General features: G+C 57.6%; 12 protein-coding genes. 11 read left to right on the top strand and 1 reads right to left on the bottom strand.

Annotated elements, in window-relative coordinates; genetic code table 11:
- Nucleotides 1–121: 121 nt before the first annotated feature.
- From AC1RL4_RS25220 to AC1RL4_RS25255, 8 genes are all read left to right on the top strand, one after another.
- Entirely contained in the window at nt 122–2,953 is a 2,832-nt protein-coding gene (locus tag AC1RL4_RS25220) for a 2-oxoglutarate dehydrogenase E1 component (RefSeq protein ID WP_018925108.1), read from the top strand.
- A gap of 42 nt (nt 2,954–2,995) precedes the next feature.
- Nucleotides 2,996–4,210: a 2-oxoglutarate dehydrogenase complex dihydrolipoyllysine-residue succinyltransferase gene (odhB, locus tag AC1RL4_RS25225; protein WP_018925109.1), complete on the top strand. Its 1,215-nt coding sequence runs from the start codon at nt 2,996–2,998 to the stop codon at nt 4,208–4,210.
- A gap of 110 nt (nt 4,211–4,320) precedes the next feature.
- Nucleotides 4,321–5,757, top strand: a complete 1,437-nt coding sequence (gene lpdA / locus AC1RL4_RS25230; protein WP_018925110.1) for a dihydrolipoyl dehydrogenase — start codon at nt 4,321–4,323, stop codon at nt 5,755–5,757.
- Between the two features lie 199 nt (nt 5,758–5,956).
- Entirely contained in the window at nt 5,957–7,123 is a 1,167-nt protein-coding gene (sucC, locus tag AC1RL4_RS25235) for an ADP-forming succinate--CoA ligase subunit beta (protein WP_007919879.1), read from the top strand.
- Entirely contained in the window at nt 7,123–8,004 is an 882-nt protein-coding gene (sucD, locus tag AC1RL4_RS25240; protein ID WP_007919877.1) for a succinate--CoA ligase subunit alpha, read from the top strand. The genes sucC and sucD overlap by 1 nt, the downstream gene beginning before the upstream one ends.
- A 475-nt stretch (nt 8,005–8,479) precedes the next feature.
- On the top strand, nt 8,480–9,793 hold the full coding sequence (gene brnQ, locus AC1RL4_RS25245) for a branched-chain amino acid transport system II carrier protein (RefSeq protein WP_230174793.1): 1,314 nt from the start codon (nt 8,480–8,482) through the stop codon (nt 9,791–9,793).
- 166 nt (nt 9,794–9,959) lie between these two features.
- Nucleotides 9,960–10,697: a DUF599 domain-containing protein gene (locus AC1RL4_RS25250; RefSeq protein WP_096479735.1), complete on the top strand. Its 738-nt coding sequence runs from the start codon at nt 9,960–9,962 to the stop codon at nt 10,695–10,697.
- On the top strand, nt 10,697–11,098 hold the full coding sequence (locus AC1RL4_RS25255) for an MAPEG family protein (RefSeq protein ID WP_018925113.1): 402 nt from the start codon (nt 10,697–10,699) through the stop codon (nt 11,096–11,098). The genes AC1RL4_RS25250 and AC1RL4_RS25255 overlap by 1 nt, the downstream gene beginning before the upstream one ends.
- A gap of 78 nt (nt 11,099–11,176) precedes the next feature.
- On the opposite strand, the gene AC1RL4_RS25260 is transcribed toward AC1RL4_RS25255, so the two are convergent.
- Nucleotides 11,177–11,419 carry a hypothetical protein gene (locus tag AC1RL4_RS25260; RefSeq protein ID WP_018925114.1) on the bottom strand — a complete coding sequence of 81 codons (243 nt, stop codon included), beginning with the start codon at nt 11,417–11,419 and terminating at the stop codon, nt 11,177–11,179.
- A 157-nt stretch (nt 11,420–11,576) separates the two neighbouring features.
- Here AC1RL4_RS25260 and AC1RL4_RS25265 point away from each other — a divergent pair, with 157 nt between their 5' ends.
- The 3 genes from AC1RL4_RS25265 to htpG all read left to right on the top strand — a co-directional run bounded on the left by AC1RL4_RS25265 (nt 11,577) and on the right by htpG (nt 14,500).
- Nucleotides 11,577–12,065, top strand: coding sequence for a PaaI family thioesterase (locus AC1RL4_RS25265; RefSeq protein ID WP_028940021.1), 489 nt, complete (start codon nt 11,577–11,579; stop codon nt 12,063–12,065).
- Nucleotides 12,062–12,514: a PaaI family thioesterase gene (locus AC1RL4_RS25270; RefSeq protein WP_019579626.1), complete on the top strand. Its 453-nt coding sequence runs from the start codon at nt 12,062–12,064 to the stop codon at nt 12,512–12,514. Before AC1RL4_RS25265 ends, AC1RL4_RS25270 begins: the two co-directional genes overlap by 4 nt.
- 81 nt (nt 12,515–12,595) lie before the next feature.
- Nucleotides 12,596–14,500: a molecular chaperone HtpG gene (gene htpG / locus AC1RL4_RS25275; protein WP_026331729.1), complete on the top strand. Its 1,905-nt coding sequence runs from the start codon at nt 12,596–12,598 to the stop codon at nt 14,498–14,500.
- Nucleotides 14,501–14,547 lie beyond the last annotated feature (47 nt).

Here is a 14,547-nt window from a genome sequence, read left to right on the forward strand (position 1 = left end):
GGCTGGTACCCGGACTATCAGCGTGATCCTAAGTGGCTTGTTTTAGTCGCTGCATTCGGACTTCTGCAAGTTTGCTCGGTGTCGACGCCGGTGGTGTTCCCCTAACCGAGGGTGACCAAGCATGCAAGAAAGCGTGATGCAGCGCATGTGGAACAGCGCCTACCTTTCCGGTAGTAACGCTGCCTATGTGGAAGAGCTCTACGAGCTCTACCTGCACGACCCTAACGCTGTGCCAGAAGAGTGGCGCACCTACTTCCAGAAGTTGCCTGCTGATGGCAACACTGCCACCGATGTTTCGCACTCCACAATTCGCGATCATTTCGTCTTGCTGGCAAAGAACCAGCGCCGCGCCCAACCGGTTTCCGCCGGCAGCGTGAGCAGTGAGCACGAGAAGAAGCAAGTTGAAGTGCTGCGATTGATCCAGGCCTACCGTATGCGTGGCCACCAGGCAGCCCAGCTTGACCCGCTGGGGCTGTGGCAGCGTCCTGCACCTGCAGACCTGTCAATCAATCATTACGGCTTGACCAATGCCGATCTTGATACGACCTTCCGTGCCGGCGACCTGTTCATCGGCAAAGAGGAGGCGAGCCTACGCGAAATTCACGAAGCGTTGCAGCAGACATATTGCCGCACCATCGGCGCTGAATTTACGCACATCACCGATTCCGAGCAGCGCCAGTGGTTCCAGCAGCGTCTGGAAAGCGTGCGCGGCCGTCCGACGTACTCCGCCGACATCAAGAGTCACCTGCTCGAGCGCGTCACTGCCGGCGAGGGTCTTGAAAAATACCTTGGCACCAAGTACCCGGGTACCAAGCGTTTCGGCCTGGAAGGCGGCGAGAGCCTGATTCCGATGCTCGATGAACTGATCCAGCGTTCCGGTTCCTACGGCACCAAGGAAATCGTCATCGGCATGGCCCACCGTGGTCGTCTGAACGTGCTGGTGAACACCTTTGGCAAGAACCCGCGCGAGTTGTTCGACGAGTTCGAAGGCAAGAAGAAGGTCGAGCTGGGTTCCGGTGACGTTAAATATCACCAGGGCTTCTCGTCCAACGTCATGACCACCGGCGGTGAAGTTCACCTGGCCATGGCTTTCAACCCGTCTCACCTGGAAATCGTTTCTCCAGTGGTCGAGGGTTCGGTCCGTGCCCGTCAGGATCGTCGTAACGATCCTACCGGTGAAAAGGTTCTGCCGATCTCCATCCACGGTGACGCGGCATTCGCCGGTCAGGGCGTGGTCATGGAAACCTTCCAGATGTCGCAGACCCGCGGTTTCAAGACCGGCGGCACCGTGCACATCGTGATCAACAACCAGGTCGGCTTCACCATCAGCAACCCGCTGGACTCGCGCTCCACCGAGTACGCGACCGACGTTGCGAAGATGATCCAGGCGCCGATCCTCCATGTGAATGGTGATGATCCGGAAGCCGTGTTGTTCGTGACCCAGTTGGCCATCGACTACCGCATGCAGTTCAAGCGTGACGTGGTGATCGATCTGGTCTGCTACCGTCGTCGCGGCCACAACGAGGCTGACGAGCCAAGCGGTACCCAGCCTCTGATGTATCAGCAGATCACCAAGCAGCGCACCACCCGTGAGCTGTATGCCGATCGTCTGACCCAGAGTGGGGTGCTGGACGCTGAGCGTGTTCAGGCGAAAGTCGACGAATACCGCAATGCGCTGGACAACGGTCTGCACGTAGTAAAAAGCCTGGTCAAAGAGCCGAACAAAGAGTTGTTCGTGGACTGGCGTCCGTATCTGGGCCACGCCTGGACCGCGCGTCACGACACTCGCTTCGATCTGAAAACCTTGCAGGAACTGTCCGCCAAGCTGCTGGAAATTCCGGAAGGCTTCGTGGTTCAGCGCCAGGTCTCGAAAATCTACGAAGACCGTCAGAAGATGCAAGCCGGCGGCCTGCCGATCAACTGGGGTTACGCCGAAACCATGGCGTACGCGACCCTGGCGTTCGAAGGTCACCCGATTCGCATGACGGGTCAGGACATTGGTCGCGGTACGTTCTCGCACCGTCACGCTGTCTTGCACAACCAGAAAGACGCGGGTACCTATATCCCGCTGCAAAACCTGTACAAGGGTCAGCCACGTTTCGACCTGTACGATTCGTTCCTGTCCGAAGAAGCGGTTCTGGCGTTCGAATACGGTTATTCGACCACCGAGCCAAACGCTCTGGTTATCTGGGAAGCCCAGTTCGGCGACTTCGCCAACGGTGCCCAAGTGGTTATCGACCAGTTCATCACCAGTGGCGAGCACAAGTGGGGCCGTCTCTGCGGTCTGACCATGCTGTTGCCGCACGGTTATGAAGGTCAGGGTCCTGAGCACTCCTCGGCTCGTCTGGAGCGTTACCTGCAGCTGTGCGCCGAGCACAACATTCAGGTAGCCGTGCCGACTACGCCGGCCCAGATCTACCACTTGCTGCGTCGTCAGGTGATTCGCCCGCTGCGCAAACCATTGGTAGTCCTGACTCCGAAGTCGTTGCTGCGCCACAAGCTGGCCATCTCGACTCTGGAAGATCTGGCCGAAGGTTCGTTCCAGACCGTGATCCCGGAAATCGATGCGCTTGATCCGAAAAAGGTCACTCGCATGATCCTGTGCAGCGGCAAGGTCTACTATGACCTGCTGGAAAAACGCCGTGCCGAAGGTCGTGAAGACATCGCCATCGTGCGTATCGAGCAGCTGTATCCGTTCCCTGAGGACGACCTGATGGAGGCGCTCGCCCCTTACACCAACCTCGAAAACGTGGTTTGGTGCCAGGAAGAGCCGATGAACCAGGGCGCCTGGTACAGCAGCCAGCATCACATGCGTCGCAGCCTGACCAACCATAAACAAGGCCTGGTCCTGGAATACGCTGGTCGTGAGGCGTCTGCCGCACCTGCTTGCGGTTACGCTTCGATGCACGCCGAGCAGCAGGAACAACTGCTGCAAGATGCTTTCACTGTTTAACGCCTTCGCGCACCTGAAACCGAATTTAAGGACCCACAGATAATGGCTATCGAAATCAAAGCCCCCACTTTCCCGGAATCGGTTGCCGATGGCACCGTTGCCACCTGGCACAAAAAACCGGGCGACGCCGTCAAGCGTGACGAACTGATCGTCGACATCGAAACCGACAAAGTCGTACTGGAAGTTCTGGCCACCGCTGATGGCGTGCTGGGCGCGATCGTCAAGAACGAAGGCGACACCGTTCTGTCCGACGAAGTTCTGGGCTCCATCGGTGAGGGCGGTGCTGCTGCCGCTCCAGCCGCTGCTGCACCTGCCGCTGCTGCCGCTGCTCCTGCCGAAGCGGGCGAAGACGATCCTGTTGCTGCACCGGCTGCTCGCAAGCTGGCTGAAGAAAACGGCATCAACATCGCTTCCGTTGCCGGTACTGGCAAAGGCGGTCGTGTGACCAAGGAAGACGTGGTAGCAGCTGTTGCCGCCAAGAAAGCCGCTCCGGCTGCTGCACCTGCCAAGGCTGCTGCACCGGCTGCTTCGGCTCCGGTATTCGCTGCTGGCGACCGCGTAGAAAAACGCGTTCCGATGACCCGTCTGCGTGCCAAGGTTGCCGAGCGTCTGGTTGAAGCTCAATCGAACATGGCCATGCTGACCACTTTCAACGAAGTCGACATGACCGAAGTCATGGCCCTGCGTTCGAAGTACAAGGACCTGTTCGAGAAGTCCCACAACGGCGTACGCCTGGGCTTCATGTCGTTCTTCGTGAAAGCGGCTACCGAAGCGCTGAAACGCTTCCCGGCTGTCAACGCGTCGATCGACGGTGCCGACATCGTTTACCACGGCTACGCCGACGTTGGTGTGGCTGTTTCCAGCGACCGCGGTCTGGTTGTACCGGTTCTGCGTAACGCCGAACTGATGAGCCTGGCTGAAATCGAAGGCGGCATCGCTACCTTCGGCAAGAAAGCCCGTGACGGCAAACTGTCGATGGAAGAAATGACCGGCGGCACGTTCACCATCACCAACGGCGGTACTTTCGGTTCGATGATGTCGACTCCGATCGTCAACCCGCCGCAGGCTGCGATTCTGGGTATGCACAACATCATCCAGCGCCCTATGGCGATCAACGGTCAGGTAGTTATCCGTCCGATGATGTACCTGGCGCTGTCCTACGATCACCGTCTGATCGATGGCAAAGAAGCTGTGACCTTCCTGGTGACCATCAAGAACCTGCTGGAAGACCCGGCTCGTTTGCTGCTGGATATCTGATTTCGTTGCACGGGCCGTTCAATGATGGACGGCCCTTCTGTAATGACCAGCTTCGTCCCACGACGGTCCTCAAAAGGGGCCGTCCGGTTTGATTCGAGAAGGAATGACACATGACTCAGAAATTCGACGTGGTAGTGATTGGTGCGGGCCCTGGCGGCTACGTGGCTGCCATTAAAGCAGCGCAACTGGGCCTCACCACTGCCTGCATCGAGAAATACACCGACAAGGAAGGCAAACTGGCCCTCGGCGGTACTTGCCTGAACGTCGGCTGCATTCCATCCAAGGCGCTGCTGGACAGCTCCTGGAAGTTTCACGAAGCGCAAGACGGCTTCGCGATCCACGGTATCAACCACGCTGGCGTGACCATGGACGTGCCAGCAATGGTCGGCCGTAAAGCCAACATCGTCAAAGGCCTGACCTCCGGCGTTGCAACGCTGTTCAAGGCTAACGGCGTCACTTCGATCCAGGGCCACGGCAAACTGCTGGCTGGCAAGAAAGTCGAAGTCACCAAGCCTGACGGTTCGGTTGAAGTCATCGAAGCCGAAAACGTCATCCTGGCTCCGGGCTCGCGTCCGATCGACATTCCACCGGCTCCGGTCGACCAGAATGTGATCGTCGATTCGACTGGCGCTCTGGAATTCCAATCCGTACCAAAACGCCTGGGTGTAATCGGCGCTGGTGTTATCGGTCTGGAACTGGGTTCGGTATGGTCCCGTCTGGGCGCTGAAGTCACCGTTCTCGAAGCACTGGATACCTTCCTGATGGCAGCGGACACCGCTGTTTCCAAGGAAGCGCTGAAAACCCTGACCAAACAGGGTCTGGACATCAAGCTGGGCGCTCGCGTGACCGGTTCCAAAGTGAACGGCGACGAAGTCGTTGTGAACTACACCGATGCCAACGGCGAACAGAACATCACTTTCGACAAGCTGATCGTAGCCGTTGGTCGCCGTCCGGTGACCACTGATCTGCTGGCTGCTGATTGCGGCGTGACCCTCGACGAGCGCGGTTTCGTGCACGTTGACGATCACTGCGCCACCACTGTACCGGGCGTTTACGCCATCGGTGACGTGGTTCGCGGCATGATGCTGGCTCACAAAGCCTCGGAAGAGGGCATCATGGTTGTCGAGCGCATCAAGGGCCACAAAGCCCAGATGAACTATGACCTGATCCCTTCGGTTATTTATACTCACCCGGAAATCGCGTGGGTCGGTAAAACCGAGCAGGCCTTGAAAGCTGAAGGCGTAGAAGTTAACGTCGGCACCTTCCCGTTCGCAGCCTCTGGCCGTGCCATGGCCGCCAACGATACCGGTGGTTTCGTCAAGGTCATCGCTGATGCCAAGACTGACCGCGTATTGGGCGTCCACGTGATTGGCCCGAGCGCCGCAGAACTGGTTCAGCAGGGCGCGATCGGCATGGAATTCGGCACCAGCGCTGAAGACCTGGGCATGATGGTTTTCTCCCATCCGACCCTGTCTGAAGCCTTGCACGAAGCAGCGTTGGCAGTGAATGGCGGCGCCATCCACATCGCCAACCGCAAGAAACGCTAAGCGGATAATAAGAAACCACGGCGGTACGGCCCGTCGTGAGCCTTGCGAGCAAGACTCACCGCGGAATGTCCGCTGGACGCAGTCTTGCGTAGCTGCACCGGGTACCCGGAAAGGTTACGCAAGCAGCAGTCACAGGTGGTGCGGCACTTGAATGAGTGCAGCACCGAATGCGCAGTACCTAACGAAGACGGTAATAAGCATGAATCTTCACGAGTATCAGGGTAAGCAGCTGTTCGCTGAGTACGGCCTGCCAGTATCCACCGGTTACGCGGTAGACACCCCGGAAGCAGCAGCAGAAGCTTGCGACAAAATCGGCGGCAGCGAATGGGTTGTCAAAGCCCAGGTTCACGCCGGTGGTCGCGGTAAAGCGGGCGGCGTAAAGCTGGTTCGCAGCAAAGAAGACGCTAAAGCATTCGCACAGCAGTGGCTGGGCAAGCGTCTGGTGACTTACCAGACTGACGCCAATGGTCAGCCAGTCACCAAGATCCTGGTTGAATCGTGCACTGATATCGCTAAAGAGCTGTACCTGGGCGCTGTCGTTGACCGTTCGAGCCGTCGCATCGTGTTCATGGCTTCCACCGAAGGTGGCGTGGACATCGAGAAAATCGCTCACGACACTCCAGAAAAAATTCTGAAAGCCACTATCGATCCACTGGTTGGCGCTCAGCCATTCCAGGGTCGCGAGCTGGCATTCCAGCTGGGTCTGGAAGGCAAGCAAGTTGCTCAGTTCGCCAAGATCTTCGTAGGTCTGGCCAAGCTGTTCAAGGATCACGACCTGGCTCTGCTGGAAGTGAACCCGCTGGTGATCAAGGCTGACGGCGATCTGCATTGCCTCGATGCCAAGATCAACATCGACGCCAACGCCATGTACCGTCAGCCTAAGCTGAAGACTTTCCACGATCCGTCGCAAGACGATCCGCGCGAAGCGCACGCTGCCAAGTTCGAACTGAACTACGTAGCACTGGAAGGCAACATCGGTTGCATGGTCAACGGTGCTGGCCTGGCCATGGGTACCATGGATATCGTCAACCTGCATGGCGGCAAACCAGCCAACTTCCTCGACGTTGGCGGCGGTGCTACCAAAGAGCGCGTAACCGAAGCGTTCAAGATCATCCTGTCCGACACTAACGTCGCTGCAGTATTGGTCAACATCTTCGGCGGCATCGTTCGTTGCGACATGATTGCCGAAGGCATCATCGGCGCTGTGAAAGAAGTCGGCGTGAAAATCCCGGTTGTTGTTCGCCTCGAAGGCAACAACGCTGAGCTGGGCGCTAAAGTACTGGCAGAAAGCGGTTTGAACATCATCGCTGCTACCAGCCTGACCGACGCTGCTCAACAAGTTGTCAAAGCTGCGGAGGGCAAATAATGAGCGTCCTGATCAATAAAGACACCAAAGTTATCTGCCAGGGTATTACCGGTTCGCAAGGTAGTTTCCACACCCAGCAAGCCATCGAATACGGCACCAAGATGGTTGGCGGCGTAACTCCAGGCAAAGGCGGCACCGAGCACCTGGGCCTGCCAGTGTTCAACACCGTGAAAGACGCTGTAGCTGCCACTGGCGCCACCGCCAGCGTGATCTACGTTCCAGCTCCTTTCTGCAAGGACTCCATCCTGGAAGCAGCCTTCGGCGGTATCAAGCTGATCGTTTGCATCACTGAAGGCATTCCTACCCTGGATATGCTGGATGCCAAGGTCAAGTGCGACGAGCTGGGCGTAGTCCTGATCGGTCCTAACTGCCCAGGCGTGATCACTCCAGGCGAATGCAAGATCGGCATCATGCCAGGTCACATTCACTTGCCAGGCAAGGTCGGTATCGTTTCCCGTTCCGGCACCCTGACCTACGAAGCTGTCAAGCAAACTACTGACGCCGGTTTCGGTCAGTCGACTTGCGTCGGCATCGGTGGTGACCCGATCCCGGGTTCGAACTTCATCGACATCCTGAAGCTGTTCCAGGAAGACCCGAAGACCGAAGCGATCGTGATGATCGGCGAGATCGGCGGTTCGGCTGAAGAAGAAGCGGCTGCCTACATCAAGGCACACGTGACCAAGCCGGTTGTTTCCTACATCGCTGGTGTGACTGCTCCTCCGGGCAAGCGCATGGGCCATGCTGGCGCAATCATCTCTGGCGGCAAAGGCACTGCAGACGAGAAATTCGCTGCTCTGCAAGACGCAGGCGTTAAAACCGTGCGTTCGCTGGCAGACATCGGCAAGGCCCTGGCCGAGCTGACCGGTTGGGCCGTCAAGTAAGCCTCGCGCTTAACTGACGCTCCACCAAACAAAGGCCACCTTCGGGTGGCCTTTGTCATTTCCGGGGTTTGAGATATTCGCAGCGCTTCTTGTGGCGAGGGAGCTTGCTCCGCTGGGTTGCGAAGCGGCCCCAAAACCTGCACTCGCGTTACATCAGGCAGTTTGTGTTTGTCTGTTTGCGTCTGCTGCGCAGCCGAGCGGGACGGTGCGGCGATCTGACAAGCTCCCTCGCCACAGGGCGGTTGTGAAAATTAGATATGTAAACACGACACTGAAATGTCGCGTATCGGATAGTTCGCCCTGTAATAGTGCGTTTGGCGGGCAAATTCGGTAGGCTAGCCGCCATTTTTGCGTTTGCGGCCCACAAGGCTGCGGCGCGCTAAACGGGTCAGTCCTATACGGATCGACAGCATTTCCCTCACCCATAAGGGAAATCCCTCTCTAAATTCCGATTCAGTAGTGTGGTATTTCCTTAATGAAAGTGTTGAAAGGCCAGGACATCCTGGCACTGGGCTTCATGACATTTGCCCTGTTCGTCGGGGCTGGCAACATCATCTTCCCGCCTATCGTCGGTTTGCAGTCCGGGCCTAATGTCTGGATGGCGGCGCTGGGTTTTCTGATCACTGCAGTCGGTCTGCCGGTGATCACCGTGGTCGCCCTGGCCAAGGTCGGTGGTGCAATGGATGCCTTGAGCAGCCCGATCGGTAAAATCGCCGGTGGCCTGCTGGCAGCCGCGTGCTACCTCGCTGTCGGCCCGTTGTTCGCGACACCACGCACCGCGACCGTGTCGTTCGAAGTGGGTCTGGCGCCGCTGACCGGCGAGAGCCCGCTGGCGCTGTTTCTCTATAGCTCGGTGTACTTCTTGCTGGTGTTCTTCATCTCGCTCTATCCGGGCCGTCTGCTGGACACCGTAGGACGGTTCCTCGCACCGCTGAAGATCATCGCCCTGGCCGTTCTCGGCATCGCAGCGTTCGCGTTGCCGGCCGGTAACATTGGCGTGGCTACCCCTGAATATGTGGCGGCACCGTTCTCCCAGGGCTTCATCAATGGTTACCTGACCATGGATACCCTGGGCGCGCTGGTATTCGGCATTGTCATCGTCAATGCGATCCGCTCCCGTGGCGTGGAATCGCCGGCGTTGATCACCCGTTACGCGATCATTGCCGGGCTGATTGCCGGTGTAGGTCTGGCGCTGGTTTACGTCAGCCTGTTCCGTCTCGGCTCGGGCAGCCATGAAGTGGCCGCCGGTGCCACCAACGGCGCGGCGGTATTGCACGCCTACGTGCAGCACACCTTCGGTTCGCTCGGCAGCGGTTTCCTCGCGGTGCTGATCTCCCTGGCCTGCCTGGTGACTGCGGTCGGTCTGACCTGCGCCTGTGCCGAATACTTCAGCCGTGTGCTGCCACTGTCCTACAAGACGCTGGTGATTATCCTGGCCGCGTTCTCCCTGCTGGTGTCCAACCTGGGCCTCACCAAGCTGATTGCGTTCTCGATTCCGGTACTGACCGCCATCTACCCGCCGTGCATCGCCCTGGTGGCCCTGAGCTTCTGCAAGGACTTCTGGCATGAGCAGGGCCGCATCGTCGGTCCGGTGATGCTGGTGTCGTTCATTTTCGGCATGATCGACGCGCTCAAGGGCGCCGGTCTGGCCGACTGGATGCCGGCTCAACTGGCTCACCTGCCGCTGAGCGAGCAGGGCCTGGCTTGGCTGGTGCCGTCGGTCATGACCCTGGCGGTTGCCGTGGTTTGCGACCGTCTGTTGGGCAAGCGCGAAGAAGCGCTGGCTTAAGTCGCTTCATGGCCCGCCACAAGCGGGCTTGAGCTACAAATGGAAATGCCCCGTATCAATCGATACGGGGCATTTTTATGCGCGTGATGCAGTGTCTTTTTCCTTGGGTTAACGTCGAAGCACTATCCGCAGGTTTCATCATCGTCTACACATCACAAGGAACTGCATGTCGTTCATCCACGCCAATCTGATCCACATCCTCGCCGCGCTCTGGTTTGTCGTCTGCTGGGGGGGCTACACCCGTTACGCCACATGGAAGGGCCGCGACACCGCATGCCTGGCCAGTGTTCTGCACCTGTACCGCGAAGACTGGATGCGCCGCATGCTGTTACGCGACAACCGCATCGCCGATGCCAGCGTGATCGGTAACCTGGAGCGCAACGCCTCATTCTTCGCTTCCAGCACGTTGATTATCCTGGCCGGTATTCTCACGGTGTTGGGGGCGTCCGAAAGAGCCGTGTCTTTGCTGGCGGATATCCCGATGGTGCAACAGGCTTCCCAAGGCATGTCGGAGATCAAGTTGTTGTGCCTGGCGCTGGTGTTCGTCTATGCGTTCTTTACGTTCAGCTGGTGCATGCGTCAGTACAACTTTGCGGCCATTCTCGTGGGTTCGGCACCGATGATCGGTGAGCGGCATGTGTCCGAACAAGAGCGTAACGCCTTTGCTTCCCGAGCCGCCCGTGTCATCTCCCTGGCGGCCAACCAGTTCAACTTCGGTCTGCGTTCCTATTACTTCGGCATGAGCATGCTGGCGTGGTTTGTCAGCCCCTGGTTGTTCATGTTGATGAGCGCCGGTGTCGTGTTGGTATTGTATCGCCGCGAGTTTCACTCCGACGTTCTTGACGTGATGGTCTATACACCTACAGAGGCACCATTGTCTGAGCTGAACAAAGAGGCGGCTTGATGAGTATTCCATTCTGGTGTGTGTTTATCAGTGCCTTGTTGATTTTCGTGGCGCGCATGCCGGTGGCCAAGGCGATGAAAGAGCAGGGCGGTTACAACAATCACTTGCCGCGTCAACAACAGGCGCAACTCACAGGTTTCGGCGCCCGCGCATTGGCGGCCCACCAGAACAGTTTCGAGGCGTTCATTTTGTTTGCGGTCGGGGTGTTGATGGCGCACACCACGCAAACGGCGGGATGGCTGATCGATGCGCTGGCGATCGCCTTCGTGATCGCGCGCGTTATCTATCTACTGTGTTATTGGGCTGATCTGGCCTGGCAGCGAAGTCTGGTGTGGTTCGTCGGATTAGTGTGTTCGTTGTTGCTGATGATTAGTCCGACTTTTAGGACTGTTTTGCTCTAAGGACGCGTTTCGAGCAAAATTTCAGATAAAAGAAAACCCGCACATGGCGGGTTTTCTTTTATCACGCTAAAAACTGTTTTAGTTTTTAGGTGCTTCTGTAGGCGCTGCCGGAGCGGCTGCGTTCGATTCGGTCTGAGCTTTGGCAGCTTCAGCGTTTTCTTTTGCTGCTTCGTTCACTTTATCCTGAGCTTCGCTCATTTTTTCCTGAACTTGCTCGGTTTGTTTGGTGGCATCTTGAGCTTTGTCCTCGGGTTTTTTACCGCAGGCGGCGAGACCGAGGGAAGCGGTCAACATCAAGGCAATAGCTAAAGTCTTACGCATGGGGTGTTTCTCCTGATGGAAAATATCTACTGGCCTTTCGAGCACCGTTATCAGGGTTAAGTTCCTCAATTCACACAGATATATATGTTTGTTTTGCAACGGAACTTTTGCCCGCTAGCCTGCTACTTTGTCCGGACACTAAGAAGAGTTTTATCAAATGGCCGAAAACCCCGTTTTTGAGCGTGCGACGCGATTCCTGTCGGCGTTGCGCCATTGTCAGGTACTCGGCATGCGCCTTCACAGCGCCAGCAGCGAAGGGCTGACGGTGATTCTGCCGTATAGCCCGCAGATCGTCGGCAACCCGCAAACGGGGGTGATTCATGGCGGTGCGCTGACCTCGCTGATGGACACCGCCTGCGGCATGGCCACCCTCTGCGTGCTGCCTGAGTTCGAAGTCTGCCCGACGCTCGATCTGCGCATCGACTACATGCATGCCGCCGAGCCACACAAGGACGTTTACGGCTTCGCCCAATGCTACCGAGTGACTACCGATGTGATTTTTGCGCGCGGTTTTGCCTATCAGGACGACCCCGAACAGCCCATCGCCCACGTGGTGGGCACCTTCATGCGCATGGGTAAGGGCATCAAAGGTACCAAAAACTTTGGCGGTGTCATTGCTGGTGCCATTGTTGGAGTTGCGAAATGACCGACACGTTCAAGGAACAGCTTCAACAGGCCCATGCTCAGGGGGACTACGCCGCGCTGCTGCAGCTGATTCCTTACGCCGAGCTGATCGGCGTCGAATGTTCGCGGGTAGGAGATGAGCTGCTGTTTCGTCTGCCGGCCAACAAGGACAACATTGGTAACCCTTTACTGCCAGCGATTCATGGTGGGGTGATTGCCGGGTTCATGGAACTCTCGGCGGCGCTGCATTTGTTGATTTTCACCGGCTCGCCCGGTGTGCCGAAGATTATCGACTTCTCCCTCGACTACCTGCGCGCGGGGCAGTTTCGCGATACCTGGGCCCGATGCCAGGTTTGTCGCCAGGGGCGGCGGGTCGCAAACGTGGCGATTACCGCCTGGCAAAGCACTGAAGCCGAGCCCATTGCCACGGCCCGGGCCCACTTCAAAATCGAAGAGCCCTTGAAATCCTGATCTCAGCCCCCAACTCTGAGGACAACCCGCCGCCGACCCTCAAGGTCGCGGCCACTGCCATCTGATTGGAGTTTGATGACCATGAGTGTGGAAACTCAAAAGGAAACCCTGGGCTTCCAGACCGAGGTGAAGCAGCTGCTGCACCTCATGATCCATTCGCTGTATTCCAACAAGGAAATCTTCCTTCGCGAATTGATCTCGAACGCCTCTGACGCTGTCGATAAATTACGTTTTGAAGCGCTGGCCAAGCCTGAATTGCTGGAAGGCGGCGCTGAACTGAAAATCCGTGTGAGCTTCGACAAGGACGCTAAAACCGTCACCCTCGAAGACAACGGCATCGGCATGAGCCGTGAAGATGCGGTCACTCACCTGGGCACCATCGCCAAGTCCGGCACCGCCGATTTCATGAAGCACCTGTCTGGCGATCAGAAAAAAGACTCGCACCTGATCGGTCAGTTCGGTGTCGGTTTCTACTCGGCGTTCATCGTCGCCGATAAAGTTGACGTATTCAGCCGCCGTGCCGGCCTCGCTGCCAGCGAAGGTGTGCACTGGTCGTCCAAGGGCGAAGGCGAATTTGAAATCGCCACCGTCGAGAAAGCTGATCGCGGCACCCGTATCGTTCTGCACCTGAAATCCGGTGAAGACGAGTTCGCCGATGGCTGGCGTCTGCGCAACATCATCAAGAAGTACTCCGACCACATCGCTCTGCCGATCGAGTTGCCGAAAGAAGTGGCAGCCGCCGAAGGCGAAGAGAAGCCTGCCGTTGAGTGGGAAACCGTCAACCGCGCCAGCGCCCTGTGGACTCGCCCTCGCACTGAAGTGAAGGACGAGGAATACCAGGAGTTCTACAAGCACGTTGCTCACGATTTCGAGAATCCGCTGAGCTGGAGCCACAACAAGGTCGAAGGCAAGCTCGAGTACACCTCGCTGCTTTATGTGCCGACCCGTGCTCCGTTCGACCTGTACCAGCGTGAAGCGCCGAAAGGCCTGAAGCTGTACGTGCAGCGCGTGTTCGTCATGGATCAGGCCGAGTCGTTCCTGCCGCTGTACCTGCGCTTCATCAAAGGCGTGGTCGATTCCAACGACCTGTCGCTGAACGTGTCGCGGGAAATCCTGCAGAAAGACCCGATCATCGACTCCATGAAGTCGGCGCTGACCAAGCGCGTTCTGGACATGCTGGAAAAACTGGCGAAGAACGAGCCTGAGCAATACAAAGGTTTCTGGAAGAACTTCGGTCAGGTCATGAAAGAAGGCCCGGCAGAAGACTTCGCCAATAAAGAAAAAATTGCCGGTCTACTGCGTTTCGCGTCCACTCAGGGCGACGACGGCGAGCAGGTTGTAGGTCTGGCCGACTACCTGGCCCGTGCCAAGGAAGGTCAGGACAAGATCTACTACCTGACCGGCGAAACCTACGCGCAAGTCAAAAACAGCCCGCACCTGGAAGTCTTCCGCAAGAAAGGCATCGAAGTGCTGCTGCTGACCGACCGTATCGACGAGTGGCTGATGAGCTACCTCAGCGACTTCGACGGCAAGAGCTTTGTCGACGTGGCACGCGGTGACCTGGACCTCGGCAACCTGGATTCGGAAGAAGACAAGAAAGCCGCGGAAGAAGTCGCCAAGTCCAAAGAAGGCCTGGTTGAGCGTCTCAAGACCGCTTTGGGTGAGTCCGTTGCTGAAGTGCGGGTTTCCCATCGCCTGACCGATTCCCCGGCGATTCTGGCCATCGGCGAGCAGGACCTGGGCCTGCAAATGCGTCAGATCCTGGAAGCCAGCGGTCAGAAGGTTCCGGATTCGAAACCGATCTTCGAATTCAACCCGGCTCACCCGTTGATCGAGAAACTCGACAACGAGCAGAGCGACGAACGCTTCGGCGACCTGTCGCACATTCTGTTCGATCAGGCGGCCCTGGCGGCCGGCGACAGCTTGAAAGACCCGGCCGCTTATGTGCGTCGTCTGAACAAGCTGCTGGTTGAACTGTCGGTTTAACCACGTTGTATAAAAACCCGCTTCGGCGGGTTTTTTCATTCTGGTGC

Source organism: Pseudomonas sp. GW822-FHT07A10 (assembly GCF_058798795.1).